The sequence below is a fragment of the Actinoplanes sp. NPDC049598 genome, assembly GCF_040675435.1.
In the GTDB taxonomy this organism is placed as follows: Bacteria; Actinomycetota; Actinomycetes; order Mycobacteriales; family Micromonosporaceae; genus Actinoplanes.
Genome location: NZ_JBFAOX010000014.1, coordinates 110,144 through 134,550, shown reverse-complemented (window position 1 = coordinate 134,550; position 24,407 = coordinate 110,144). Strand labels below are relative to the sequence as shown.

The 24,407-nt window shown below is 71.1% G+C and carries 20 protein-coding genes; 8 read left to right on the top strand and 12 right to left on the bottom strand.

The genetic code is table 11. From position 1 onward, the window contains the following. Positions 1 to 10: 10 nt before the first annotated feature. Positions 11 to 718 (bottom strand): anti-sigma factor, encoded by a 708-nt coding sequence (locus tag AB0J66_RS29665; protein ID WP_364667387.1) that lies wholly within the window; start codon positions 716 to 718, stop codon positions 11 to 13. Beyond that, on the bottom strand, positions 672 to 1,253 hold the full coding sequence (locus tag AB0J66_RS29660; protein WP_364667384.1) for a sigma-70 family RNA polymerase sigma factor: 582 nt from the start codon (positions 1,251 to 1,253) through the stop codon (positions 672 to 674). The genes AB0J66_RS29665 and AB0J66_RS29660 overlap by 47 nt, the downstream gene beginning before the upstream one ends. 157 nt (positions 1,254 to 1,410) lie before the next feature. Here AB0J66_RS29660 and AB0J66_RS29655 point away from each other — a divergent pair, with 157 nt between their 5' ends. The 6 genes from AB0J66_RS29655 to AB0J66_RS29630 all read left to right on the top strand — a co-directional run bounded on the left by AB0J66_RS29655 (position 1,411) and on the right by AB0J66_RS29630 (position 9,044). Further along, the gene (locus AB0J66_RS29655) at positions 1,411 to 2,235 is read left to right on the top strand and encodes a DUF4397 domain-containing protein (protein WP_364667381.1); all 825 of its coding nucleotides are present in this window, start codon (positions 1,411 to 1,413) and stop codon (positions 2,233 to 2,235) included. Then, entirely contained in the window at positions 2,232 to 2,894 is a 663-nt protein-coding gene (locus AB0J66_RS29650) for a class F sortase (protein WP_364667379.1), read from the top strand. The genes AB0J66_RS29655 and AB0J66_RS29650 overlap by 4 nt, the downstream gene beginning before the upstream one ends. 20 nt (positions 2,895 to 2,914) lie before the next feature. Then, on the top strand, positions 2,915 to 5,584 hold the full coding sequence (locus AB0J66_RS29645) for an AAA family ATPase (protein ID WP_364667376.1): 2,670 nt from the start codon (positions 2,915 to 2,917) through the stop codon (positions 5,582 to 5,584). Positions 5,585 to 5,723: 139 nt separating this feature from the next. Continuing rightward, positions 5,724 to 7,358, top strand: coding sequence for a methyl-accepting chemotaxis protein (locus AB0J66_RS29640; RefSeq protein ID WP_364667724.1), 1,635 nt, complete (start codon positions 5,724 to 5,726; stop codon positions 7,356 to 7,358). 47 nt (positions 7,359 to 7,405) lie between these two features. Next, positions 7,406 to 8,044, top strand: a complete 639-nt coding sequence (locus AB0J66_RS29635) for a GntR family transcriptional regulator (protein ID WP_364667373.1) — start codon at positions 7,406 to 7,408, stop codon at positions 8,042 to 8,044. Beyond that, a complete protein-coding gene (locus AB0J66_RS29630; protein ID WP_364667370.1) occupies positions 8,031 to 9,044 on the top strand; it encodes a 1-aminocyclopropane-1-carboxylate deaminase in 1,014 nt (337 codons plus the stop codon). The genes AB0J66_RS29635 and AB0J66_RS29630 overlap by 14 nt, the downstream gene beginning before the upstream one ends. On the opposite strand, the gene AB0J66_RS29625 is transcribed toward AB0J66_RS29630, so the two are convergent. Further along, complete coding sequence (locus AB0J66_RS29625) at positions 9,037 to 9,927, bottom strand: hypothetical protein (protein WP_364667368.1); 891 nt, start codon at positions 9,925 to 9,927, stop codon at positions 9,037 to 9,039. The genes AB0J66_RS29630 and AB0J66_RS29625 overlap by 8 nt on opposite strands. A 61-nt stretch (positions 9,928 to 9,988) precedes the next feature. Here AB0J66_RS29625 and AB0J66_RS29620 point away from each other — a divergent pair, with 61 nt between their 5' ends. Next, a complete protein-coding gene (locus AB0J66_RS29620; protein ID WP_364667366.1) occupies positions 9,989 to 10,768 on the top strand; it encodes a hypothetical protein in 780 nt (259 codons plus the stop codon). 3 nt (positions 10,769 to 10,771) lie between these two features. Here AB0J66_RS29620 and AB0J66_RS29615 read toward each other — a convergent pair whose 3' ends face one another. Genes AB0J66_RS29615 through AB0J66_RS29585 form a run of 7 tightly spaced genes read right to left on the bottom strand, consistent with a single transcriptional unit; the run spans position 10,772 to position 18,745 of the window. Continuing rightward, entirely contained in the window at positions 10,772 to 11,872 is a 1,101-nt protein-coding gene (locus AB0J66_RS29615; protein WP_364667363.1) for a Gfo/Idh/MocA family oxidoreductase, read from the bottom strand. Further along, complete coding sequence (locus tag AB0J66_RS29610) at positions 11,842 to 12,543, bottom strand: ThuA domain-containing protein (RefSeq protein WP_364667361.1); 702 nt, start codon at positions 12,541 to 12,543, stop codon at positions 11,842 to 11,844. The genes AB0J66_RS29615 and AB0J66_RS29610 overlap by 31 nt, the downstream gene beginning before the upstream one ends. A gap of 18 nt (positions 12,544 to 12,561) precedes the next feature. After that, positions 12,562 to 13,383, bottom strand: a complete 822-nt coding sequence (locus AB0J66_RS29605; protein ID WP_364667358.1) for a carbohydrate ABC transporter permease — start codon at positions 13,381 to 13,383, stop codon at positions 12,562 to 12,564. A gap of 2 nt (positions 13,384 to 13,385) precedes the next feature. Next, the gene (locus AB0J66_RS29600; RefSeq protein WP_364667355.1) at positions 13,386 to 14,357 is read right to left on the bottom strand and encodes a sugar ABC transporter permease; all 972 of its coding nucleotides are present in this window, start codon (positions 14,355 to 14,357) and stop codon (positions 13,386 to 13,388) included. 5 nt (positions 14,358 to 14,362) lie between these two features. Then, entirely contained in the window at positions 14,363 to 15,661 is a 1,299-nt protein-coding gene (locus AB0J66_RS29595) for an extracellular solute-binding protein (RefSeq protein ID WP_364667353.1), read from the bottom strand. 3 nt (positions 15,662 to 15,664) lie between these two features. After that, the gene (locus AB0J66_RS29590) at positions 15,665 to 17,341 is read right to left on the bottom strand and encodes a glycoside hydrolase family 43 protein (protein WP_364667350.1); all 1,677 of its coding nucleotides are present in this window, start codon (positions 17,339 to 17,341) and stop codon (positions 15,665 to 15,667) included. 33 nt (positions 17,342 to 17,374) lie between these two features. Beyond that, the gene (locus AB0J66_RS29585; RefSeq protein WP_364667721.1) at positions 17,375 to 18,745 is read right to left on the bottom strand and encodes an endo-1,4-beta-xylanase; all 1,371 of its coding nucleotides are present in this window, start codon (positions 18,743 to 18,745) and stop codon (positions 17,375 to 17,377) included. A gap of 489 nt (positions 18,746 to 19,234) precedes the next feature. Between AB0J66_RS29585 and AB0J66_RS29580 the strand changes: the two genes are divergently transcribed. After that, on the top strand, positions 19,235 to 20,758 hold the full coding sequence (locus tag AB0J66_RS29580) for a sigma-70 family RNA polymerase sigma factor (protein WP_364667347.1): 1,524 nt from the start codon (positions 19,235 to 19,237) through the stop codon (positions 20,756 to 20,758). A 57-nt stretch (positions 20,759 to 20,815) separates the two neighbouring features. Here AB0J66_RS29580 and AB0J66_RS29575 read toward each other — a convergent pair whose 3' ends face one another. Both AB0J66_RS29575 and AB0J66_RS29570 read right to left on the bottom strand, forming a co-directional pair. After that, positions 20,816 to 22,288, bottom strand: a complete 1,473-nt coding sequence (locus AB0J66_RS29575) for a non-reducing end alpha-L-arabinofuranosidase family hydrolase (RefSeq protein WP_364667345.1) — start codon at positions 22,286 to 22,288, stop codon at positions 20,816 to 20,818. Between the two features lie 31 nt (positions 22,289 to 22,319). Then, positions 22,320 to 24,350 carry an RICIN domain-containing protein gene (locus tag AB0J66_RS29570; protein WP_364667342.1) on the bottom strand — a complete coding sequence of 677 codons (2,031 nt, stop codon included), beginning with the start codon at positions 24,348 to 24,350 and terminating at the stop codon, positions 22,320 to 22,322. Positions 24,351 to 24,407: the final 57 nt, after the last annotated feature.

The window sequence follows — 24,407 nt, the reverse complement described above, 5'->3', positions numbered from 1 at the left end:
TTGGATGCACCTAACTCGTCAGAGTTCCGCGCAGCAGGCTGCGACCCGAGTGGGTGGCGTCGCCGTCGTGCGGCTCGTCGCTGACGTCGACCAGGTTGAACCGCTTGAGGTCGGTGCCCGGCGGCACCGGCAGCAGCGCGTCCGGCTTGTCGGACAGGTTGCCGATGGCCACCATCTTCCCGGGCTCCTTCGGGTCGAGCAGCCACACCTCGTGGAAGCCGGTGGTCAGCGGCAGGTTGCGGACGTCGATGCGCAGCTGCCCGTCGGAGAGCACCTGCACGTCACCGCCGGCGTCGGTCGGCACCGTCTTCAGCGGCGTGAGCGTGGCCCGCGCCAAGACCTGCTCCGCCGGCGGGCCGGTGAGCCGGTCGACGGCGATCACGCCGGCCACCGCGAGGACCGCCGCGGCGGCCGCGGCGAGCACCGGCGTCAGCCACCGTGGGCGTGAGCGGCGAGGTCGCGGTACTTCCGTGCGGATCGCCCGGACCGGAGCGGGGGCCCGCGTCACCTCGGCCTCGATGGCCTGCCAGACGTGCTCGGGCGGCGGGGGCAGGTCACGCAGCTCCTGGCCGCCCGAGCCGAGCTCGGCCACGTGCCGAAGGGCCTGCATCTCGTGTCGGCAGACGTCGCACTGCGTCAGGTGATCGGCTTCGCTGAGTTCCTCGAGTTCTTCAGAGAGCGCGAGTAGGACCAGCCGATCGGGATCCAAATGTTGCACCGTCCACCTCCCAACGACGTCGCAGGTTGGCCATTCCCCGGCGGATATGGCTCTTGACCGTACCGAGCGGCAGTCCGGTGACCGCCGCTATCTGTGGATGAGTGAGATCGTCGAAGAACGCCAACTCCAGTGTGCGCCGTTGCTCGGCCGGCAGCCGGGAGAGCTCGTCGGCCACCACGAGGCGGTCGACCGTCTGCTCGGGGGTGTGCTCCGGATCCGGCGGTGGTGGTTGCTGAGCCTGGACGACCTCGGCCGTCCGCTGCTCCCGGGCCGCCGACCGCAGCCGGTCGACGGCCTTGCGCCGGGCGATGCCGAGCAGCCAGCCCAGCACGCTCCCGCGTTGGGGATCGAAGCCGTCCCGGCCGGTCCACGCCGCCACGAACGTCAGCTGGGTGACGTCCTCGGCGTCGGCCCGGTTGCCCAGCAGCCGCTGGGCCAGGTACAGCACGGCGGCGCCATGCCGGTCGTACGCCATCCGTAATGCCGTCTCGTCGCCGTCGCGTAAGCGCTCGGCGAGCTCGTCGTCGGAGCTCATCGACCTCCTTCCTCCGATAAGGGTTCACCTGTGTGTTCGCTCGGCAGGGCCCCCGCGGTTGCACCCGATATTTTTCTTGCCGCCGTGCATCCACGCGCCGCCGCCACGACGAAGGACCGGTCGTACGAATCATCGACGAACACCTGAAGGAGCTCAGATGCGCACTCTGTCCTTCCGCCGCGCGGCCACCATCGGCGCGGTGACCATGCTCGCCCTCGGCGGCACCGCGGCGCTCGGCATGACGCCCGCGTACGCCAAGGCCAACTCTCAGGTGTCGGTCGTGCACGGCATCCCCGGCCAGCCGGTCGACGTTTACGTCAACGGCGAGAAGACCATCCCGAACTTCCAGCCCGGTAAGGTCGCCGGCCCGCTCAGCCTACCCGCTGGGCAGTACGACATCGCACTCACCAAGCCCGGCGACGCCATCGGCAGCGCCCTGCTCAAGGTGGACGACGCCGAGGTGCCCGGCGGCGCCAACATCAGCCTGGTCGCCCACCTGAGCGCGGACGGCAAGCCGACGCTGACGCCGTTCGTCAACGACACCGCCAAGCTGGCCGCCGGCCAGGCCCGGCTGATCGTGCGGCACACCGCGGCCGCGCCCGCCGTCGACATCCGGGCCGGCGGCAAGCCGGTCTTCGAGGACGTGACCAACGGCAAGGAAGGCAAGGCCGATCTGGCCGCCGGCAGCGTCTCGGCCGACGTGGTGCTGGCCGGCACGCAGACCCGCGTGCTCGGCCCGGCCGACCTCGACCTGAAGGAGGGCACCGCGACCATCGTCTACGCGATCGGCTCGGCCGAGGACAAGACCCTCGGCATCGTGTCGCAGTCCATCACCGGCCTGCACTCGGCGCCGGGCGGTGTGCCCAGCGGTGACGGCGGCCGCGCCGACGGCAACGGCTCCCTGCCCTGGTACGGCGCCGGCGCCGTGGGCATCCTGCTGGCCGCCTTCGGGCTCACCCGGCTGGCCACCGGACGTCGATGAGATCGCATCGCGGCACGCCCCGGACCGGTCCGGGGCGTGCCCTGTCCCTCACCCTGGCCGGGGTGGCCCTGACGGTCACGGCCGGCGTGGTCGCCTGCCAGTCCCGGCCGGACGGCGACTTCGGCGCCCCGGCGGTCACCGCCCTGGCCTCGACGGCCCCCGCGCCGCGCGTGCCCATCCAGGACGGTGCGCTGCCGCGCGCCACCGCCGACGGGCCCACCCGCCTGCGTATCCCGGCCCTCGAGCTCGACGCGGCCGTCGACGCGGTCGGCATCGACGAGGCCACCGGCGACTTCGCCGTCCCGCCCAGCGTCGATGAGGTCGGCTGGTACCGGTACGGGCCCGGCTTCGCCGCGACGGCCGGCTCGATCGTCGTCGCCGGGCACGTGGACAGCGCCGCCGAGGGCGAGGGCGCGTTCTTCCACCTCGGCCGTCTCGACGCCGGTGACACCGTGACGCTCACCGGGCCGGACGGTCGCGAGCGGGCGTTCGAGGTGATCGCCCGCGAGCGCTACCGCAAGACGGCCGTACCGCTGGAGAAGTACTTCGCCCGGGACGGCGCCCCCCGCCTCACCCTGATCACCTGCGGCGGCCCGTTCGACCCCAAGACCCGCCACTACCGCGACAACGTGGTGGTCACCGCGGCCGCCCGCTCCTGAGACTCGTATCATTCCGCAGCATGAGGGTCACCTCCGACGAGATCGCCGGCCGGCCGGCCGAGCTCTCGGCACTGGCCCGGGCGCTGGACGACGCCGTCGCCGGGCGGGGATCGTCTCTTCTGCTGCACGGCCCCGCCGGGACGGGGCGGTCCACCCTCGCCCGGTGGGTGGAGGCCGAGGCCGCGGATCGCGGGTGCACCGTCCTGACCACCTCCGGGGTCGAGGCGGAACGCTGGTTTCCCTTCGCCGCACTGCATCTTCTGATGCGCCCGCTGGGCGACGACCTTGTCGTGCCGGGGGCGGAGGCGGACGCCGCGACCGGCGTGCACCGCCTGGCGCCGACCGTGCTCGGCCTGCTCACCGGAATCGCCCGGCGAGCACCGGTCGTGGTGGTGGTCGACGACTTGCAGTGGGTGGACCGGGAGAGCCTCGCGGTCCTCGGCTTCGTGGCGCGGCGGGCCCGGGGCGCCGCCTTGCTGGTGGTGGGAACCGCCCGGACCGGCGATCCCGAGGACTACGCGTCCTTCGGCGCCGGCCTGCTGCTGGCGCCGCTCGGCCCCGGGGCCGCGGCGGCGCTGCTCGACAGCCGGTCGCCCGGTCTGCCGGCCGATCTGCGTGACCTCGTCCTGGCCGAGGCCGTGGGCAACCCGCTCGCGCTGACCGAGCTGGCCGAGGCGGTCACCCAGGCGGCGGACGACGGCGACCCGCTGCCCCTGACCCCCCGGCTGGAGACGGCGTTCAGCGCCCACCCCGGGACGTGTTCGCGCGGGTGCCGCCTCTTCCTGCTGGCCCTGGCGGCCGAGCCGGAAGCCTCCTTGCCGAAGCTGCTCGAGGTCGCCACCGAGCTGGCCGGGACCGAGGTGACGGCGGCGGAGGTGCAGGAGGCGATCGACGACGGTCTGATCGTCCTGACCGGTCTCCGGCCGGCCTTCCGGCATCCGTTGAGCCGCCCGGCCACCTACCGCCGGGCTGGACTCCCCGATCAACTGAGAGCCCACCGGGCCATGGCCGTGGCGCTGCGCGACGACCCCCGGCGATCTCTGCTGCACGAGGCGGCGGGCACCATCGAGCCCCACGACGGTCTGGCCGGACGGCTGGTGAGCCTGGCCGACGACGTCCTGGCCGACGGCGAGGTGGCTACCGCCCTGACGGCGCTGCGCCGGGCCGCGGCTCTGACGGCGGACCGGCGGCGGAGCACCGGCCTGCTCATCCGGGCGGTCGAGCTGGCCGGGCAGCTGAGCGAGCACGACCAGGCCCGGCGCCTGCTCGGCCGGGCCGACCTGGGAGCGGCCGGGCCGGTCGACCGGGGACGGCTGCTCGTCGTCTCGGACGGGGCAGCGGTCGAGCTGAGCGAGGTGCCAGAGCGCGTCGGCGACATGGTCGCCGCCGCCGGCCGGGCCCGCGACGAGGGCGCTGTCGAGGTGGCCGAGAGGCTGTTGTGGCGGGCCGCGATGAGATGCAGCACCCAGAGCCCGCCCGAGGAGGCCCGCCGCGCCGTGACCGCCGAGCTGGACCGATGGCGGATCGACCCGGCTTCCCCGGTCGCCCTCGCGGTCGTGACGCATGCCGATCCGTTCGACCGGGGCGCGCGGGTGCTCGCCGCGCTGGCGGCCGCCTCCGGCCCGGTGGACGCGGAGGCCCTGCACTTGCTGGGCAGCAGCGCTCTGGCCCTCGGCGAGAACACGCTGTGCGCCGGCTATTTCGCGCGTGCCGCGGACGGATGGCGGGCGCAGGGACGGCTGGGTCTGCTCGCGCGGTCCCTGGTCGGTGCGTGGCCGCGGGTCTACCTGGGCCAGCTCGGGCGGGCCGCGGAGGAGGCCACCGAGGGTCGTGAGCTGGCCCGGCAGGCGGGAGAGACGAACATCTGGCTCGGCCTGACCGGCGTCGCGGCGCTGGTGGCCACGATGCGGGGCGATCACGACACGGCCGCGCGGCTGCTGCGGGAGCTGCGCTCGGACCCTTCGATCGGCACGCTGCCGCTCGCGGCCGAGCTCGAACGGCAGGCCACCGGACTGCTGGCGCTGCTCGACGGCCGGGCGGCCGAGGCCTACGAGATGCTCTCCTCGCTGTTCACCCGGAGCGGTCCCTACCCGATGAGCAAGTGGCGCGGCGTGCCGGATCTGGTCGACGCCGCCGTGGCCGCCGGCACCACCGACGCGGCCCGCCGTCTGCTGGCCGATCTGCCGGATCTGGCCCGGCGGCTGCCGTCCGAGCAGATGGTCATCGCGCGGGTGTACGCCGGCGCCGTCCTCGACGGGGACGACGACCGGTACGCCGAGGCGCTGGCGGCGTTGCCACCGACCGCGGCGCTCGCCCGGGCGCGGCTGCATCTGCACCACGGCCGATGGCTGCACCGCGGGCGACGGTACCTGGACTCCCGCGAACCGCTCCGCGCGGCGCGCGAGGCCTTCGAGCGGATGGGCGCCCGGCCGTGGGCGGAGGCCGCCGACCGGCAGCTCCGGGCCACCGGCGAACGTCAGGCCCGGCCGGTGGCGGGGATCGGCGCCGTGCTCAACGCCCGCGAGCGGGCGATCGCGACGATGGCCGCGCGGGGTGCGAGCAACCGCGAGATCGCGGAGCGGCTTCAGCTGTCGCCCCGCACCGTCTCGTCCTACCTGTACCGCATCTTTCCGCGGCTGGGCATCAGTAAGCGGCACCAACTGGCGAAGGCCCTGGCCGAGCTTTCCTGACGGCGGGCCTCCCGGTAGCGCGGCCATATTGTGAGGAATTTTCCGGATGTGACCGATACGGGGCCCGGGCACTCGCATAGTGAGATCGGTGGACGCTTCCCGCCAGGATTTCGCCCGGAAGAGGACGGCTATGACCTCGATGACCCTTTCCGCCGGGTACGGCGCGCCGGCCGGCGCAGCGCGCCGCCGGTCCTCCTTCGCCGATCTGAGCGTCAGTGTGAAGGTGATCGCGTCGGTGGCCACGGCGGCGGTGGTCGCGCTGATCGTGGGCATCGTCGGCCTGGTCTCGCTCGGCAACGCGAGCGACTCGGCCCAGCTGATCTATCGCAGCAACGTCACCGGCATCAAGGCGATCGGCGACATCAAGTTCATCATGACCAAGACCCGGTCCGACGTCGCCAACCAGGCGCTGTCGCTGACCCCGGAGACGACCCAGCAGTTCACCAACGACGTCAAGACCGACATCGCGAACGCGGAGAAGGCGCTCGCGGCCTACCGCGCCAGCACGCCGGCTGCGGGCGCCGATGCGATCGACAAGCTGGAGACGACCTGGGACACCTACACGGGCCTGGTCACCACCAAGCTGCTTCCGGCCGGCACCAGCAAGGACCTGAAGACCTGGATCTCCGTCCGCAAGAACGAGACGATCCCGGTCCTGAACTCGATCTACGACCAGCTCACCACGCTGGACGGGATCGAGACGGCCGACGCGGCGAAGAACGCCGCCAGCGCCCGGTCGGGGTACGAGTCCGGCCGTACCACCTCGATCGTCACCCTGGTCATCGGGCTGGTGCTCGCTCTCCTGCTCGGCTTTCTGGTCGCCCGCAAGATCGTGCAGTCGCTGTCGCGGGTCACGTACGTCTGTGACGGTCTCGCCGAGGGGGATCTGACCCGCGAGACCGGTCTGCAGACCCGGGACGAGCCCGGCAAGATGGGGCGTTCGCTGGACGCCGCGATGGCCCGCCTGCGCGCCACCATCGCGACGATCGAGGGTTCCGCCGCCTCGCTGGCCGGGGCGTCGGAGCAGATGACCGGCACCTCGGCCCAGATCGCGGCGTCGGCCGAGCAGGCCTCGGCCCAGGCCCAGGCGGTCTCGGCCGCGGCCGAGGAGGTGTCGCGCAGCGTGGAGACGGTCTCGGCCGGCAGCGAGGAGATGGGCGCGTCGATCCGGGAGATCTCGCAGAACGCGGCCGAGGCGGCCCGGGTGGCGTCCGAGGCGGTCACGGTCACGGCCTCGACGTCGGCCATCATGAACAAGCTGGGGGAGTCGTCGGCCGAGATCGGCAACGTGATCAAGACGATCACCGCCATCGCCGAGCAGACCAACCTGCTCGCGCTGAACGCGACGATCGAGGCGGCCCGGGCCGGGGAGATGGGCAAGGGCTTCGCCGTGGTGGCCAGCGAGGTCAAGGACCTGGCGCAGGAGACCGCCCGGGCCACCGAGGACATCTCCCGGCGGGTGGAGACGATCCAGGCCGACACCGGCGGCGCGGTGGCCGCGATCGAGGAGATCTCGATCGTGATCGAGCGGATCAGCGAGTTCCAGACCACGATCGCGTCGGCGGTGGAGGAGCAGACCGCGACCACGGCCGAGATGAACCGCAGCGTGGCCGAGGCCTCCGGCGGCACCAACGAGATCGCCCAGAACATCACCGGCGTGGCCGAGGCGGCCCGGATGACCAGCCAGGGGGTGGCGGAGACGCAGCAGGCCACCGCCGAGCTGGCCCGCATGTCGACCGAGCTGAGCGGTCTGGTCTCCACCTTCCGCATCTGACGAGGCGCCGCTTGTCATCGTGCTAGCTGACATCTAACATTTCAGTTGTGGAGCGAGTGGGGCGCAATCTTCTGCGCGATGCGGCGTACGAGCGGCTGCGGTCGGCGATCGTGGACGGCACGCTGCCGCCGGGGCTGATCCTGCGCAGCGACGACATCGCCGAGCGGCTGGGGCTGTCCCGGGCGCCGATCCGCGACGCCATCGGGCGGCTGACCACCGAGGGGCTGGTCGAGAGCAAACCGCAGAGCTTCACCCGGGTGACGCCGCTGGTCGAGCAGGACGTCCGGGACGCGGCCGCGGTCGTGGGGGCGATGCACGACCTCGCCCTCGACTCGGTCACGCTCTCGGCCGAGCAGCTCGACCGGATGCGGGAAGCCGGCGAGCGTTTCGCGACGGCGGTCCGGGCCGGGGATCTCGACGCGGCCCTCGAGGCCGACGACGCCCTGCACGCCGTGCCCGTGCTCGCCTGCGGCAACGCCGCCGCGGCCATGACCATCGAACGCTTCACCCCGATGATCCGCCGCGCCGAGCGCCTGCTCTGGGCGTCCCCGCACGGGGAGAGGTCCGTGCGCCAGCACGACGAGCTGATCGCCGCCCTGTCCGAGCAGGACAGCGCACGCGCGCGGGAAGTCAACCGCGTCATCTGGGGTCACATCCACCAGGGAGACAACCGTGCCGCTGAGTGACTTCGACCGCTATCCGCTGCTGTTCGGCCCCTCACCCGTGCACCGGCTCGACCGGCTCACCCGCCACCTGGGCGGGGCCGCGCTCTGGGCCAAGCGCGAGGACTGCAACTCCGGCATCGCCTACGGCGGCAACAAGACCCGCAAACTCGAATACCTGGTCGCCGACGCCCTCGCGCAGGGCTGCGACACGCTGGTCTCGATCGGCGGCGTCCAGTCCAACCACACGCGGCAGGTGGCGGCCGTCGCCGCGTACGCCGGGCTGAAGTGCGTCCTGGTCCAGGAGAGCTGGGTCGACTGGCCGGACAGCGTCTACGACAAGGTCGGCAACATCCTGATCAGCCGGCTCGCCGGGGCCGACGTGCGCCTGGTCAAGGCCGGCTTCGGCATCGGCTTCAAGGAAAGCTGGGATCAGGCTCTGGCCGAGGTCGAGGCGGCGGGCGGCAAGCCGTACGCGATCCCGGCCGGCGCCTCCGATCACCGGCTGGGCGGGCTCGGGTTCGCCGGCTGGGCGGCCGAGGTCGCCCGGCAGGAGACCGAACTCGGCGTCTTCTTCGACACCATCCTGGTCTGCTCGGTGACCGGCAGCACCCAGGCCGGCATGATCGCCGGGTTCGCCGCGCTCGGCGACGACCGGCCCCGCCGGGTCCTCGGCATCGACGGCTCGGCCAAGCCGGCCGAGACCCGCGACCAGGTCGCCCGGATCGCCCGCGCCACCGCCGCCCTGATCGGCGTCGAGCGCGAGCTGACCGACGAGGAGATCCTGCTCGACGACCGCTACCACGCCGGCACGTACGGCATCGCCGACGAGGCGACGGTCGAGGCGATGAAACTCGGCGCCCGCACCGAGGGCATGGTCACCGACCCCGTCTACGAGGGCAAGAGCCTGGCCGCGGCCATCGACCTCATCTCCCGCAAGGAGATCCCGGCCGACGCCACCGTCCTCTACGCCCACCTGGGCGGCCAGCCGGCCCTGAACGCGTACTCCGCCCTGTTCAGCTGACCGGCCGGGCCTCGGCGGGTGGGCGGGGCCAAAAGCAGAGGGCGAGGATGGCCAGGATCGGGAGCGGCGACAGCAGGGCCAGCGGCTCGGCGCCCCAGATGACGAAGCCGCCCCAGTAGACCGAGGGGCCGGCGCCGTTGCGGTTGGTGTTGGCCAGCAGGGAACCGGTCGAGGTGGGGATGTTGCCCAGGCCGGCCGGGGTGAGCAACAGCAGCGTGGTCACGCAGAGCCAGACGTACGCCCGCTGCCGGCCCGGCCCGTAGCGGCGCATCCGCTGCGACGTGACGAATCCGAGCAGAGCGCCGAGCAGGGCGCCGGCCAGACCGCCGAGGACGGTGTCGCGCACGTGGCCGGGCGGCTCGGCCCACATCAGGTCGAGCCGGAGGGTCGCCGGGTTGGCCTCGTCGGCCGAGGTGATCTGCACGGCGGCGAGGTAGCCGTCGCGGACACCGGTCACGTCGGCGACCACCGCCGGATCGTACCGGTGCACCGTGGTCCCGACGTCGCGCCAGCCGTGCTCGCGCATCCGCTGTTCGACGACGGCGGCGGCCTGCTCGATGCCGGCGCCCGGCGGCACCATCCCGGTCAGCTCGGCCCGGCCGACCCGGACGCCGGTGCCGCCGTGCAGGCTGTTGTTGCTGTACGGGTTCCAGAAGGTGCTCCGCCCGTAATACTCCACCCGGCTGTCGACGGGACCGGGCACCACGGTGGGCGCCAGCCGGAGCACGGCCGCCGCGCCGGGGGCCATCGGGTCCACGTCGCGCCAGGCCAGCCAGGAGCCGAGCGCGAGACCGCTGAGCCCACCGAGGATCGCGGCCACGACCGCGACGGCGACCTCCCGGCCGCCGATCCGTGTCCGCGTCGCCGCGATCCCGGGACTCATCCGTGTTCACCCTCGATCGTCGAGTCTGGTTGACTGTGGTCTCTTCGGGGGAGGATTCCACATGCGACGCATTATCGCGGCCGTGCTCGTGCTTTCGGCTCTGGTCTTCGCCTCGCCGGCGAGCGCGGCGACGACGCCGCCGCCGAGCGTGCGGCTGGTCTCGACGACCATCGTGGCCGGCGGGGCCGCGGTCGACTTCCGCTACACCGTCAACTGCGGGGTCGCGGCCGGCCGCTTCAGCCTCTGGGAGCAGATCTCGCAGGAGATCGGCGACCGGCGGACCGGCGCCGGCGGCAACCAGCTCGTCGACTGCACGGGCCGTGCGCAGGACGTGTCGCTGCGTGCCTGGTACGCCTTCCGCTACGCCGTGGTCCCGGGCCCGGCCACCCACCAGCTGAGCGCGGGCTTCATGCTGCCGGCCGGCAACCGGGAGGTCTCGCTGGACGGCGCGGTCACCCTGAAGGAGGGGGCGCCGCGGAACACCATCAGCGCCGAGGGCGTGCCGATGCTCTTCTTCTACGGTGAATCGGTCGACCCGGCCACCGATACCATGACGTTGAACGCCGTCTGGAGGTGCGACTCGAGCAAGGCCACGGGGGCCGGCATCACGGTGGCCCAGGCGGTCGACGGCCTGGTCGCTCTCGGCCACGGCGGCTTCGAGTACGAGTGCACCGGCGACTGGGAGACCACCAGGGTGGTCTTCACCGGCGCGGCCGGCGCCCCGTCCCTGCGCGCCGGCCCGGTCAGCGTCACCAGCCAGTTCAGCTGGTGCGGCAACGACGAAAGCGGCGAGTTCTCGTGCACCGACCGCTACCTGAGCGACACCGTCACGGTGGCCTGAGCGTCAGGCCCGGCGCGGGAACCAGCTTTCCGGGGGAGTCAGGGGCACGGGGGCCGGGCGCTCGGCGGTGGTGTTGAGGTCGATGCGGCGGCCCTGCTCGGCCGAGCGGAGCAGGGAGGTCATCGCGTCGAGGATGTGCAGGGCCAGGGTGCCGCCGGCCCGGGGCGTGCCGGTGGTGATCATGTCGAGCAGGCCGATGCCGCGGGCCGCGCCGATGTAGCCGGCCGACGCCTCGAGCGGGCGCCAGTCGGCGGCGCCGAGCTCGAAGAGGCGGACGTCGCCGTCGAAGTGGTTGGGGTCGGGCACGGCCAGGGTGCCGGTCTCGCCGTGGACCTCGATCGGGGCGGCCGTGGTGCGGACGGCGTCGAAGCTGGTCGTGATGGTCGACAGGGCGCCGCCGGCGTGGTGCAGGACGCCGGTCACGTGGGTGTCGACCGAGACCTCGACGCGTTCGCCGGCGCGGGGGCCGGAGCCGATCACCCGGACGTCGCGCAGGCGGGAGGCGGCGCCGGTCACCGACGCGATCGGGCCGAGCAGGTGGACCAGGGCGGACAGGTAGTAGGGCCCCATGTCCAGCAGCGGGCCGCCGCCGGGCCGGTAGTAGAAGTCGGGGTTCGGGTGCCAGCGCTCGTGCCCGGGCGTCGCCATCACCGCCACCGCGGACAGCGGGCGGCCGATCAGCCCGGCGTCGACGGCCGCCCGGGCGGTCTGGACCCCGGTGCCGAGCACCGTGTCGGGGGCGCAGCCCACCGCCACGCCGGCGTCGGCCGCCCGGTCGAGCACCGAGCGGGCGGCCGGCAGATCGGCGGCCAGCGGCTTCTCCCCGTACACCTGCTTGCGGTGACCGATGGCACCCAGCGCGACCGAAGCGTGGGCCTCGGGGGTCGTGAGGTTGAGGACCGTGTCGACGCGCTCGTCGCGCAGCAGCCGCTCGACCGGCAGGGCCCGGCATCCGTCGATGCCGGCGGCCACCGTCGTGGCCCGCGCGAGGTCGAGGTCGGCCACCGCGGCGATGGTCACCCCGGGATGGCCGTGCAGGGTCGAGAGGTACGCGCCGGAGATGTACCCGGCGCCTACGATGCCGACGCGGTGCGGCTGGCCCACAGCATTCCCCTCTCGACGACGGTACGCACGTTCGGGTCCCGAAGGACCTCGGGGCTGTGCCCGGGTGTGCTGACCACGACCCGGCCCTGGCCCCACTGCCGGGTCCAGATGGCGGGGGAGACGATCGGGCGCCGCCACGGATGCCACGGCCGGACCGGGTGGGTGGTGGTGGCGAGCACGTCGTTGAGGCTGTCGTGCAGCACCCAGTACTGCTCGGTGGTGAGCTCGAAGTCGCCGAGACCGGCCGTGATCGGGTGCTCGCGTCCCAGCTCGGTCAGCTCGATGCGGTGGGGCAGGAAGTTGTCGGTCTCGTCGCCGGCGCAGGCGCCCGGCTCCTTGCTGGGATGGGTCGCGAACTGGCCGCCGACCAGCTGCAGATAGTCGGACGAGGCCCGGAACGAGTCGGCGATGCCACCGTGCCAGCCGGTGAACCCGGTGCCGGCCGCGACCGCCGCCCGCAGCCCGGCCACCTCGTCGCGCTCGATCGACGACATGGTCACGCACTGCACGATCAGGTCGGTCTCGGCCAGCGCCGAAGCGTCGGCGTAGACGGCCGTCGAGTCCTCGACCCGGACGTCGTAGCCACTTGACCGGAGGAAGGGCAGGAACAGCTCCGTGGCCGCGACCGGCTGGTGTCCCTCCCATCCGCCGCGAACCACCAATGCTCTCATCCATCTATTCCTATCAAATCAACCCTTCACCGCGCCGGTGAGGCCGCCGACGATGCGGCGTTCGAAGAGGCTGAAGAAGACCAGCGCCGGGATCATCGACAGGGACGTGAAGGCGAGCACCTTGGCCGTGTCGACCGAGTACTGCGAGGAGAACGCCTGCACGCCCAGCGGCAGCGTGAAGGTGTCCTGGTCGTTGAGGATGAACAGCGGCAGCAGGTAGCTGTTCCAGCTGCCGATGAAGGCCAGGATCCCGGTGGTGATCAGGCCGGGCACCGAGAGCGGGAGCACCATCCGCCAGAAGAAGCCGAGCCGGCTGCACCGGTCGATCGCCGCGGCCTCCTCGATCTCCTTGGGGATGGCCCGCAGGAACGGGACCAGGATGATGATCGTGGTGGGCAGCCCGAAGGCGATCTGCGGGAGGATGACCCCGGGCAGGGTGTTCACCAGGCCCAGGTTCTTGATCAGGATGTAGAGCGGCGTGATGGCCACCGTGGCCGGGAACATCAGGCCGGCGGCGAACAGCGCGTACATCGCGCCGCGGCCGCGGAACCGGTAGCGGGCGAGGACGTAGCTGGCCATGACGCCCAGCCCCACGACGGCGACGGTGGTGACGACCGCCACGATCGTCGAGTTGCCGACCTGGCGCCAGAAGGTGCTGCCGGTCAGCACGTCGGTGTAGTTCTCGCTCACCCACGGGTCGGGCAGGCCGGCCGGGGCGACGGTGATCTGCGAGTTGGTCCGGAAGCCGCCGACGATGATGTAGATGACCGGCCCGAGCATCAGGCCGACGAACATCAGGGCGACGACGTAGACGAAGGGATTGCGCCGGGAGCTGGCCATGCCTACCGACCTCCGGTGAGGGCGCCCTCGGTGTCGCGGCGCAGAACGAAACGCTGATAGATGAGCGCGATAGCCATCGAGATGACGAACAGGACGACCGCCACGGCGTTGCCGTAGCCGTAGTTGGCGGCGTTGCGGCCCTCGGTGACCATGTACGTCGCCATCGTGGACGTGCCGGCAGTCGAGGCGACGTACTGGCCCCAGATGATGTAGACGAGGTCGAACAGCTGCAGCGACCCGATGATCGACAGGAAGGCCCAGATCCGGATGGTCGGGCCGAGCAGCGGCAGGGTGATGTGCCGCTGGGTCTGCCAGAAGGAGGCGCCGTCGACGGCGGCCGCCTCGGACAGCTCGTCGGGGATGTTCTGCATGCCGGCCAGGAACAGGATCACCGCGAATCCGACGTACTTCCAGGTGAGGACGAGCATCAGGGTCCAGATGGCCAGCTTCGGGTTGGCCAGCCAGTCCTGGGCCAGCCCGTCCAGGCCGGCCGAGCGCAGCACGTCGTTGACCGCGCCGTTCGTCTGCAGCATCAGGGCCCAGGCCGTGCCGGTGATCACCTCGGAGATCACGTACGGCACGAAGATGAGCACCCGGATGACCGACTGACCGCGCATCCGGCGGTTGAGCAGCAGGGCGAGGCCGATGGCGATCGGGCCCTGCAGGACCAGCGAGAGCACGAGGATCTGCCCGTTGTGCCACAGCGCCTCGTGGAACGAGCTGTCCTGCAGGATGGTGATGTAGTTGTCGAGCCCGACGAAGTTGGTCGGCTTGCCGAAGCCCTTCCACCGGTAGAAGCCGTAGTAGCCGGCCATGATCACCGGGAAGATGACGAAGCCGACGAAGACCACGATCGCCGGGCCGGACAGGGCCACGATCTCCAGCCGCTGGGCCCAGCCGATCCCGCGCCGGCGGGGCCGGACCGGCGGCGGCGTCTGCACGCCACCCCCGGTCCGCACCTCGGTGACCGTCACGCTGCTCAGCCCTTCTTGGCCGCGTCGTTCACGGCCTTGATGATCCCGGGGACGTCCCCCTTGCCCGCGAGCAGGTTCACGACCCCGATGTTCAGGGCGTTGCCCACATTCTGGCCGTAGACCGTGTCGAGCCACTGCGACACGTACGGGGCCTTGTTGTAGGCCTCGAGGACCGCCTTGAGGTAGTCCTCGGTGACCGCGCCCTGAGCGTCCTTGCTCACCGGCAGCGAGTTGAACGCCTTGTAGTAGGCCTCCTGAACCGGCTTGGTGATCAGGTAGTTCAGGAAGTCGGCGCACTCCTTGGGCGCCTGCGCCGAGCAGGAGTAGCCGTCGGCGCCCCCCATGATCGCGTTGGCGTCGCCCTGGCCGCCGGCGACCGCCGGGAACGGGAAGAAGCCGAGGTCCGGGGGCGGCTTCTTGTCCTTCGTCAAGCCGGCGATGACGCCCGGGTCCCAGGAGCCCATCAGCTCCATGCCCGCCTTGCCGTTGGCGATCAGGCCGGCCGAGCTACCCGCGCCCTGCTGGGCCGAGGTGGTCAGGAAGCCGTCGTTGAAGGGCTTGGTGTCGGCGAAGGCCTTGAGGTCCTCACCGGCCTTGGTCCAGCACGGGTCGCCGAAGTTCTTGTCCTTGGCCGCGGCGTCGAGCGACGCCTTGCTGCAGGCGCGCAGGGCGAAGAAGTAGTACCAGTGGGCCGCCGGCCAGGCGTCCTTGGCGCCGAGCGCGATCGGCGTCCCGTTGGCCTTGAGCTTGGCCGCCGCCTGGCCGAGCTCTTCCATGCTGGTCGGGGTGGCCGTGATGCCGGCCTTGGAGAAGGAGTTCTTGCTGTACCAGAAGCCGCCGGGAAGGATCGAGACCGGCACCGCGTACGTCTTGCCATCGACCTGCCCCGCGCCGAGGGCGGCGTCGCCCAGCGCCTGCTTGGTCTCGGCGGTGACGTCGCCGGTGATGTCCTTGAGCTGCCCGGCCTCGACCATCGCGGCCATCTTGCCGCCGCCGCGCTGCAGGAAGAGGTCGGGCGCCGAGCCGGAGTTGAGCGAGGTCTGCAGCTTGCCGTCCAGGTCCTCGTTCTGGATCGACTGGATCTTGATCGTGACGGTCGGGTGGGCGGTGTGGAAGTCGGCCGCCGTCTTGTCCCAGAACGCCTTGCCGGGACCGGTCGTGGAGTTGTGCCAGAGCGTCATCGTGACGTTGCCACCGGAGTCGGAGCCGCCGTCGTCGCCGCCGCTGCAGGCGGCCAGGCCGGAGGCGCTCAGCGCCAGCGCGGCCGCCACGGTGAGAATCTTCTTAGGTGCCAAGGGTTTCACCTTTCAGATATCGGGTTCGGTGCGGTAGGTGGCCCGGTCGAAGTCGGCGTGCGCGCCCTCGGCGCCCAGGTCCTGCACCCAGAGCCCGACGAAGGCGCCGGTGAAGCCCCAGGCCTCGGGCTCGCCGGGCACGATGGTGGCGGCGTACTCGTCGGACAGGGTGGTGGCGTCGAAGGTGCGGGGCAGCTCGTGCCAGTCGGCGTCGGGTCCGGGCGCGGTCGTGTAGGCGAAGCTCAGGTCCGGCCCGTCCAGCCGGGCCCGCAGACCGACCCGCCGGGCGCCACCGAGCGGCGTCCACAGCCCGGGCGCGACGGTGACCCGGCCGCTGTCGCAGCACAGCACGTCGAGCACCGGGGCGCCGGCGTCGTCCGCGGTCAGGTGGAGGTAGTACCAGTTGCGGGTGTTGTAGTACGCGGTGATGCCGGCCAGCTGGCGGGTGTTGTCCGGCTCGAACTCGAGGGTCGCCTCGAAGACGCAGCGCCGGGCCGTCACCCGGCGGGCCACCAGGCTCGGGCGGTGCCGGGCCATCGGCGACTGCCCGCCGCGGATCCGCAGGTACGAGGGCCGGCTCACGAGATCGATCCAGTCCGGGGCGGCCGGGCGGCGCAGGGTCGACCAGTTCGGGCCGAGCACGGGGGCGTCGAAGTGGTCGTCCTCGGACTGCTCGGTGGACGGCGTCCGCACCGGGACGACGGCGCCGGTGGGGGCCGGGGTCCGCTCGGCCGGCACGCCGTCGCGGATGCGGGGCCAGGCGCCGGCCGGCCACTCCACTTTCTGCAGGGCGGCCTCACGGCCGAGGACACAGCGGCCGTACGGGGTGTAGGGCCGGGCGACGAGGTGGGCCATGTACCACTCGCCGGCCGGGGTCTCCACGAGGCTGCCGTGGCCGGCCTTCTGCAGGGTCAGCTCCGGGCGCCCGGCCGAGGTCAGCAGCGGCCCGTCCGGATCCACTTCGTACTCGCCGAACAGCTGCCGGGACCGGGCGACGGTGACCTGATGGTCCCAGCTGGTGCCGCCCTCCGCGGTGACCAGGTAGTACCAGCCGTCCCGGCGGTAGACGTTGGGCGCCTCGGTGAGACCGGCGCCGGTGCCCTCGAAGATCAGCCGGGCCGGGCCGGTCAGGCGGCGCCGCTCACGGTCGTACCGCTGGATCTCGATGCCGGCGAAGCGGTCGCGGCCGGGCCGCCAGTCGGCCCGCATGGAGAGCATCCAGGTGGCGCCGTCCTCGTCGTGGAACAGCGACGCGTCGAACCCGCGGCCGTGCAGGATCACCGGGTCCGACCACGGGCCGGTGATGCTCGGCGCGGTGATCAGATAGTTCTGCGGATCCCAGTAACCGCCGGCGAAGGTCGCCACGTCGCTGTAGAGCAGGTGGAACAGGCCATGGGCGTACGTGAGGTTGGGCGCCCAGACGCCGCACGAGTCGGCGGCGCCGGTGAGGTCGAGCAGCCGCCGTTCGGTCAGCGCGCCCCCGAGCGGCTGCCAGTGGACGAGATCGGCCGAGTGGTGCAGCCGCACGCCCGGGTACCACTCGAAGGTCGAGGTGGCGATGTAGTAGTCGGAACCGACCCGCACGATCGACGGGTCGGGGTGGAACCCGGGCAGCACGGGGTTCCGGATCATCCGGAGCCCCGTGCCGCCGTCGTCGTCGAGCGGGACGGCAGCCTTGGCAATCGTCATGAAGAGTCCTTCCGCCGCCGTGCCTGCTCCGCCTCAGCTCAGGGCGAACCGCTGGTTGGCCTGGCCGTTGCAGTCGTAGAGCTGGACCTGCTGGCCGTTGCCGGTGCCCCACACGTCCAGGCAGCGTCCGGACTGGACGCCGGTGATGGTGCCGTTGGAGTTGACGTTCCACTGCTGGTTGGCTTGGCCGTTGCAGCTGTAGATCTGCACGGCCGAGCCGTTGCCGGAGCCGGCCGCGTCCAGGCACCTCGAGCCGTAAACGGTCAGCTGCTTGCTCGACGTGAGCGTCCACGTCTGGTTGCTCTGCCCGTTGCAGTCGTAGAGCTGAACCCGGGTGCCGTTGGTCTGCGACGAGCCCGGCACGTCAATGCAGCGGCCCGACTGGGCGCCCAGGATCCGCGTCCCGTTGCCCGAGGGCGGCGGTGTGGTGGTCGGGGGCGTGGTCGGCGGCGGTGAGGTCGGGTTCGACGGGCCGGCGGAGTTGAGCGCATTCAGCACCGAGGTGTACGCGGCCTTCTTGTTGCCGTTGCCGTCGAACAGCAGCGGGCTCTCGCTGGAGCGCCACGAATCGCTGTCCCGGACGCCCCACACCGTGATGCCGATGCAGCGGGGCACGTTGAGGCAGGCCTGGGTCAGCCCGGCGTACTGCGACGTCGACGCGTTGGTGACGTCGACCTCGGTCAGCGCGACGTCCACGCCGAGGGCGGCGAAGCTGGACAGGGTGGTCTGGAAGTTGCCCGGGAGTGAGCTGCCACCGGTGAAGTGGGTCTGCAGGCCGACGCAGTCGATCGGGACGCCGCGGGATTTGAAGTCGCGGATCATGTTGTAGACGCCCTGCGTCTTCGCGTACGTCCAGTTCTCGATGTTGTAGTCGTTGTAGCACAGCTTGACCGACGGGTCGGCGGCCCGGGCGGTACGGAACGCGACCTCGATCCAGTCGTTGCCGGTGCCTTGCAGGTTGGAGTTGCGCCGGCTGCCGTTTTCTTCGAAGGCCTCGTTGACGACGTCCCAGGCGGCGAGTTTGCCCTTGTAGTGGGCCATCACGCCGTTGATGTGGTCGATCATGGCCTGGCGCAGGCTGCTGCCGCTGAGGCCGCCCCACCAGCTCGGCTGCTGGGCATGCCAGGCCAGGGTGTGGCCGCGGACCTTGAGACCGCGCTGGGTGGCCCAGTTGTAGATCTGGTCGCCGGCGCTGAAGTTGAACTGACCGCGCTGGGGCTCGGTGGCGTCCGGCTTCATCTCGTTCTCGGCGGTGATCATGTTGAACTCACGCCCGGCGATGGTGCTGTACGTCGAGTTGCTGAGCCGGCTCGCGGCGATCGCGGTGCCGAAATAGCGGCCCGATTGCGCGGCGGCGGCGCCCAGCGTGCTCTCCGCCGCGCTGGCGTTCGGCATCACCATCATCACGCCGGCGGCGGTGACGGCGGCGATGGCGGCGCCGGTCAGCAAGCGGAATCGCGCCGGCCGGCGCCGGCCCGGCCCGGGGACGGGGGTGGGGACGGATGGACTTGGGGTCACGGGGGTCTCCCTTCTCGAGGGTCGCGTCGCGCCGGTCGGGCACCGCGCAGCAGACGGCCGGTGGACGCCGTCCGCGCGGGGGAGTCGGTGATCGAGAGCGACGAACCTCAATGTGGGGTCATGCTGGCACGGGCAACACCGCTGAAACAATAGTTTCCGGAAGTATCCCGGAAGTTTTTCCCCGCGAGCCGACCCGCTTGAAACGTTCTACCAGGGTGTTTGCCCAGATAATCGGCGTTGCCGACCATGATTCGTCCGGGCCACATGATCCGAGTTTGCCGTAAGTTTCGAAGGTCCGACTTTCGTGATCGAGATCAGATAACAACTTTCTGCTCGGTTCCTTTACCTCTGTGGACGGCATAAGGTGTCGTCGCTATGGATCTGACGAGTGCGAACGTGGCCGAGCTCGTCACCGCGGCCCGCAACGGTGACGGCCGTGCTCTTCAGCAGCTGATCGCCGACCATCTCCCGCTGGTCTACGACCTCGTGGGCGCGGCGATGGACGATCCCGCCGACGTCGACGACGTCGTGCAGGACACGATGCTGCGGGCCGTGCGCGAGCTGCCCGGCCTGCGCGCCCCGGGCAGCTTCCGCGCCTGGCTGGCCGTGATCGCCATCCGCCAGGTGGGCACCCACCGGGAGCAGCGGCGCGCGGCCGATCGCCGGTTCCGGCCGCTGGACGAGGCCGCCGGCGAGGCCGACCCGCAGGCCGAGATCGAGGACGTGACGGCCCTGCGCACCCGGCTCAGCCGGGAGCGCCGCCAGGTCGCCGAGGCGACGCGCTGGCTCGACCCCGACGACCGCCGGCTGCTGGCGCTGTGGTGGCAGGAGGTCGCCGGCCGGCTGACCCGGGCCGAGCTCGCGGAGGCGGCCGGGATCAGCGTCGCCCACGCGGGGGTACGCATCCAGCGCACCCGCGAGCAGCTGGACCTGGCCCGGGCGGTCGTCGCGGCCCTCGCCGCCCGGCCCGCCTGCCCGGGGCTGGCCGCGGTGACCGCCGATTGGGACGGACGGCCGAGTCCGCTGTGGCGCAAGCGCATCGCCCGGCATGTCCGTGGCTGCCGCGCCTGCACGGCGGCGGGTGACGGCCAGCTGCCGGCCGACCGATTGCTGGCGACCTCGGCGGCCGTCGCGGTGCCGGCCGGTCTCTCCCATGCCGTCGCCGCCCAGATCGCCGCCGGAGCCGTGCCGATTGTTGCCGGCACTGTCCCGATCGCCTCCGGTGCCGCCTCGATCGCGGCGGCCACGGGTGTGACGACGGTTGCGGGCAAGGTGATCGCCGGCATCGTCGCCGGTGTCGCCGCCGTGGCCGTCACCGTCCCGCTGGTCGTCTCCGACGAGCCCGATCGACGTGACCCCGGCCCGATCGCCGCGCCGGTCCCGACCGCCTCCACGGCGTTCTTCCGCACCTCGGCTCCGGCCCCGGCGCCGAGCCGTACCACCTCCCGCCCGCCGGCCCCGGCCGCCACCGTGCCTCTCGGGCCGCTGTCTCTCGAATGGGCCGGCGGTGGCTATCTGACCCGCGGCGAGAACACCGACGCGGTGGTGGTGGCCAAGGTGGACGCCGGAGGCCGCCGCCGGGCCACCTTCACCGCCGTCAACGGCCTGGCCGACCCCAGGTGCGTCTCGTTCCGCGACGCCGACGGGCGCTATCTGCGGCACTACGAGCTACGCGGATATGTGGCGCCGTTCGACTACAGCCAGATCTTCCGCGAGGACGCCACCTACTGCCCGCTTCCAGGGACGGCGGCGGGCACGGTCTTCCTGCGGTCGTTCAACTATCCGGAGTTCTACCTGCGGTGGACCGGTACGCAGTTCGGCATCGGCTACATCAAGGACACCGACGACTTCCGGGCCGCGAGCTCGTTCCGCGTTCGCCCCGCCCTGGCCACCGGGTAAGGGCAGGCGGCGTTCCGCCCCGGCCGCCCGGGAAGGGCGGCCGGGGCGGAACAGTGGTCAGCGCTGGCGGGTGAGCAGGCCCGGCCGGTAGGGCAGCAGGCCGTAGTCACCGCCCGAGCTGGGGGAACGACCCTGGTAGAGCAGCTGCAGGTTGCACGGGTCGACCGTGAAGGTCTGGTCCGCGCTGACCCGCACCAGCTCACCGTGGCTGATGTCGTTGGTCCAGGTGGCGCCGCTGTTGGCCTTGCCCGCGAACGGGTTGCTCTCGGTGGCCGCGTTCGGGGTCCAGGAGCCGTTGAGGCTGGTGGCCGTGAAGGACCGGAAGTAGCGGCCCTGGCTGCCGATGGCCTCGACGATCATCAGGTACTGGTTCTGGCCTTGGATCTTGTAGACCTGGGGTGCTTCGAACAGGTTGTTGGTGGAGTCGCTCATGATGGTGGTGTAGGAGGATCCGAAGTTGCCGGGGAAGTTCCCGATCGGCATGGAGGCCCGGTAGATCTTGCCGTTGTCGCCGGCGAAGAACAGGTACATGTTCTGGCCGTCGGCGATCAGGGTCTGGTCGATCGGCCCGGTGCCCGAGCCCGAGATGCTCCCGGTGAACAGCGTCTGCGCCGACGACCACCCGTTGGGGTTGGTCGGGTCACTCGAGGTGCGGTACGAGAAGGCGGTGCCGCCCCACTGGTAGGCCAGCACCCAGATGCTCTTCGGGGCGAAGTAGAACAGCGTCGGCGCCACGGTGGCCGACGACATCGCGTTCTGCGACGCCGAGCCCATGTCGGACCAGTTGGTGAAGAGGCCGAAGTTCATCGAGCCCCACGTCGAACCCGTGTCGTGCGTGGTCGCGTAGACGAGCTGCCGCCCGTTGTAGGGCACGGTCGTGAAGTCCTTGAGCGAGACCCACCCGGACCGTGGCTGGGCCAGGGCGCCGGTCGAGCTCCAGCGGTACGACGAGGGCAGCGTGCACGACCCGGACGGCGGTGGCGTGGTCGGGTTCGAGCCGCCGACCCGGGCCAGTTGCCATTGCTGGTTGGTGCCGTTCCAGTCGGCGTACTGCACGATGTTGCCGCCGTCAGCGGTGGAAGCGCCCTGCACCTCGAGGGCCTTGCCGCTGTTGCGGTTGATCAGCTGGATGTAGCCGTCGATGTCCTGGATGCTGAACTGCTGGTTGGTCGTGTTGTTGTCGGTCCACTGCACGACCGCGGCGCCGTCGGCCGTCGACAGGTTGTAGACGTCGAGGACCTTCCCGGACAGCCGCGACTTGAGCCGGTAGTTGCCGCCGCCGGAGTCGACGAACTGCCACTGCTGCTGGTTGCCGTCGTTGCGGGTCCACTGGGTGATCCGCGCGCCGTCGTTGGTGGCCAGGTTGTAGACGTCGAGGGCCTTACCGCTGTTGCGGTTGACCAGCACGTACCAGGCGCTGGTGTCGATGGTCGCGGCCGACGCGGCGGGGGCGTTGGCCACGGCGAGCACTCCACCGGCGACCACGGTCGCGGCGGCGGTGATGGCGGTCAGCCATCGGGATCTTCTCACAACGGTTCCTTCGGGGTGTGGGGGAAAGGGATCACGGCGCCGTCAGGTCGAACCGGTTCACGGTGACCGAGCCGCCGAGGGCGCTCGTCGCGTAGTTGAAGAGGCCGAACCGGTAGCCCATGAAGAACTGCCAGTCGTTGTTCAGCGTGAAAGCCGGCCCGAGCGTGGTGAACGTCGTGCCGTTCGTGCTGTAGGAGAACGTCGCCGTACGACCGGATCCGGGCTGGATGTTGGCGGTGACCCGCAGCCAGATCGTGCCGCCGGAGACCGAGGCGCCGGCCGCCTCGGCGCCGGTGCCGGTGGTGGCCCAGCCGTTGGTGGACATGGTCAGGCCGTTGGTCATCGAGACGCGGGTGGCGCCGTTGTCCTTGCGGATGCCGATCCACGCCGACTGGTCGCGCAGCATGGCCAGCCCGGCCCGGTCGCCGTTGGCCATCGACGCGTAGTTCAGCTGGATGGTGGCCGTCGAGGCGGGGCCCTGGATCCGGTGCGTCAGCGTGTTGCGGGCGTTGTAAAGGTCGTTGGTGACGGTCGCGGTCGAAAGTCGCAGTCCGTTGCCGGTGCTGAACTTCGACGTGTCCGGGTTGTGGTTCCACTCCCAGCGCGGCGACAGCGTGCCGGCAGTGAAGGTGTCCGGGCCGATCATCGACTGCACGGTCTTCGTGGTGCTGATGTTCGGCTTCGGGTAGGTGGCTCCCCACCGGCCGTTCACGGTGGTCAGCACCGGCCAGCCGTCGCCGCTCCAGGTGATCGGGGCCAGCGTGGGCATCCGGCCACCCGGGTAGGCGTCGGTGAACGCCATGTACCACCAGTCGCCGTTCTGCGTCTGCACCAGGCCACCCTGGTGCGGGACGCCACCGCCGGAGATCGGCCCGGGCAGGTTCAGCAGGACCTGGCGCTGCTCGTACGGTCCCCACGGGCTGGTCGAGCGCAGCACGTACTGGCCGTTGGCGGGCCGGGTGAGCCAGATGTAGTAGTAGTTGCCGCGCTTGTACATCCGCGATCCTTCGAGCGTGCCGATGCTCGACGGCGTCGTGTAGACCGTCTGCGACCGCACCTCCGAGCTGAGATCGCCGGAGAGCTGGGCGACGCTGATCGTGCCGTTGCCGTAGGCGACGTACGGAGTGTCGCCGTCGAAGAGCAGGCCGGCGTCGTAGTAGCACTTGTTGATCCGCGCCTTCTTGTTCCACCCGCTGTCGACGGCGGCCGAGGTGTAGACGTAGGTGCGGTTGAACTCGGTGCATCCGAGCCAGTAGTAGGTGCTGTTGCTGGGCCGGTAGTTGAAGGCCGAGGCCCAGATGCCCTTGACGTACGCCCGGCCGCCGCTCAAGTCGTACGCGCCGGAGTCGAAGTCGAGCCGCGGCACCGAGTGACCCGCGTACTCCCAGTTGACCAGGTCGTACGACCGCAGAATGGGCGCACCGGGCGAGTAGTGCATGGTCGAGGCCGAGTAGTAGTACGCGTCCCCGACCCGGATGATGTCCCCGTCGGCGAAGTCCTGCCACACCACCGGATTGGTGAAGCTGCCGCCGGCCGGGGGAGTCGACGTGCCGATGGGAACGAGCTGCCACTGCTGGTTGGCGCCGTTCCAGTCGGCGTACTGCACGATGTTGCCGCCGTCGGCGGTGGAGGCGCCCTGCACTTCGAGGGCCTTGCCACTGTTGCGGTTGATCAGTTGGATGTAGCCGTCGATGTCCTGGATGCTGAACTGCTGGTTGGTCGTGTTGTTGTCGGTCCACTGCACGACCGCGGCGCCGTCGGCCGTCGAGTTGTTGCTGACGTCGAGGACCTTGCCGGACAGTCGCGACTTGAGCCGGTAGTTGCCGCCGCCGGAGTCGACGAACTGCCATTGCTGCTGGTTGCCGTCGTTGCGCGCCCACTGGGTGATCCGGGCGCCGTCGTTGGTGGCCAGGTTGTAGACGTCGAGGGCTTTGCCGCTGTTGCGGTTGACCAGCACGTACCAGGCGTTCGTGTCGATCGTGGCGGCCGACGCGGCCGGGGCGGCCAGCACGAGGCCGGTCAGCAGAGCCGCCGCGACCAGCCACCGCAGAGAGATCCGCATCGTTCCTCCACTGTAGTGAACGTTAACATCGGCGTGCGCATTGGATTTCGTCGATGT

Coding starts and splice junctions, on each gene's coding strand:
- AB0J66_RS29605 (WP_364667358.1), bottom strand. CDS start 13,383: ATGGCCAGCTCCCGGCGCAATCCCTTCGTCTACGTCGTCGCCCTGATG.
- AB0J66_RS29570 (WP_364667342.1), bottom strand. CDS start 24,350: ATGCGGATCTCTCTGCGGTGGCTGGTCGCGGCGGCTCTGCTGACCGGC.
- AB0J66_RS29610 (WP_364667361.1), bottom strand. CDS start 12,543: ATGAGAGCATTGGTGGTTCGCGGCGGATGGGAGGGACACCAGCCGGTC.
- AB0J66_RS29660 (WP_364667384.1), bottom strand. CDS start 1,253: ATGAGCTCCGACGACGAGCTCGCCGAGCGCTTACGCGACGGCGACGAG.
- AB0J66_RS29650 (WP_364667379.1), top strand. CDS start 2,232: ATGAGATCGCATCGCGGCACGCCCCGGACCGGTCCGGGGCGTGCCCTG.
- AB0J66_RS29655 (WP_364667381.1), top strand. CDS start 1,411: ATGCGCACTCTGTCCTTCCGCCGCGCGGCCACCATCGGCGCGGTGACC.
- AB0J66_RS29590 (WP_364667350.1), bottom strand. CDS start 17,341: ATGACGATTGCCAAGGCTGCCGTCCCGCTCGACGACGACGGCGGCACG.
- AB0J66_RS29640 (WP_364667724.1), top strand. CDS start 5,724: ATGACCCTTTCCGCCGGGTACGGCGCGCCGGCCGGCGCAGCGCGCCGC.
- AB0J66_RS29625 (WP_364667368.1), bottom strand. CDS start 9,927: ATGAGTCCCGGGATCGCGGCGACGCGGACACGGATCGGCGGCCGGGAG.
- AB0J66_RS29620 (WP_364667366.1), top strand. CDS start 9,989: ATGCGACGCATTATCGCGGCCGTGCTCGTGCTTTCGGCTCTGGTCTTC.
- AB0J66_RS29580 (WP_364667347.1), top strand. CDS start 19,235: ATGGATCTGACGAGTGCGAACGTGGCCGAGCTCGTCACCGCGGCCCGC.
- AB0J66_RS29645 (WP_364667376.1), top strand. CDS start 2,915: ATGAGGGTCACCTCCGACGAGATCGCCGGCCGGCCGGCCGAGCTCTCG.
- AB0J66_RS29585 (WP_364667721.1), bottom strand. CDS start 18,745: ATGATGGTGATGCCGAACGCCAGCGCGGCGGAGAGCACGCTGGGCGCC.